General features: G+C 44.6%; 1 pseudogene. It reads right to left on the bottom strand.

The features are described 5' to 3' along the window. Positions 1-11: 11 nt before the first annotated feature. Positions 12-594, bottom strand: a pseudogene (locus CIK04_RS26775) (CNNM domain-containing protein); the annotation flags it as partial. Positions 595-1,258 lie beyond the last annotated feature (664 nt).

The raw sequence follows: 1,258 nt of genomic DNA, 5'->3' as shown, positions 1-1,258 counted from the left end.
CGCGATCAATGCACGCCCGCCTCAGCGCCTGCATCCATCACTGCATAAATATCGTCAGAGGTAATGTCGTCGTTGCGCTCGGCAGGAATGCTCAGCAGTTGGAAAATCAGGTTGGCTAAGCCGTTAAAGACAAAAATAAATGGCTTGAGAATGGAAATGCAGACCAACATCGGGACCGACCAAGGTCATGGCGATTTTTTCTGGCACCGCCATAGCGATGTCGCTTGGGCATTAAGTCGGCAAACAAAATAAACATGCTGGTGACTAAAAAGAAGGAGAGGAAGAAACTCACCTGTGCCAACCAAGCTGCTGGGACAACACCGTCAAGAGCGGCTTTGATGTAAGGCGTGAAGGCAGACTCACCCACAATACCGCCCATGATGGCCACAGCGTTAAGGCCAATTTGCACCACGGTGAAGAAGTTACCCGGATTGGCTTGCAGTTCAAGCACTTTGGTTGCGCGCTCATCTCCTTCGTCAGAAAACTGCTTTAAGCGAATTTTCTGGCGGCGGCAAAGTGCAATTTCTGACATAGAGAAAAGCAGCTGGATAAGATCAGGGCAAAGATGATTGAGAGATTCTCAAATAGACTCATGTTAGTTTCCAAGTTTTCTTCAGGGTTACCACACCGAATGAATGGGAGAGAAAGGGCGTGGTTTGTCTGCTAAACAAATGAGAGGTTCGGACGGGATACTCAGCAAGCGAGATACAGGCTGTTTCTGCTTATTGGTTCGAGTTCGCCTCGGCTCTGATATTCTATACCTAAGCCGGGAAGAGATGAAGCTGCTCACCCATTTCTCACGGTGATTTTGATGGTAAAATCATCTAAATTATTGAATTGTTGAATATTTATAAATCCACTGAATTATTGACTGAACCTCTCATATTGAATCTTTTCAGTATGGCATTTTGGAACTGCACTCTCATTCCGTTCAATCTTCATTTTTAAATTGCTTGTCTCATAATGATAATTAAATCCTAACCTACTTATTAATAACAATATTTCTTAGATTTTTAGAGAAATGTTGTGGGTTAGTGTTGCCTAAATTTTGGGCTCAATCTATTCAAATAATAATGAGATAAGCCAATCATGAAGAAAAAACCACTGACACTTCTCATAGCGGGGCTAGTTGGGAAGCACCGCTGTGTGGGCGCAACCTGAGTTGACGCTGGTACAGATCGGAGAGAAAACCGTCGAGCGTTTGGAATCGATACAAAGCGATGGCTTGAACGCGGAGAAGGCGTGTTTGAGCGTGATG

This window comes from Vibrio sp. 03_296, assembly GCF_002265885.1.
Note: the sequence above shows the minus strand (reverse complement) of the source record. Positions and strands in the feature narration are given on the sequence as shown.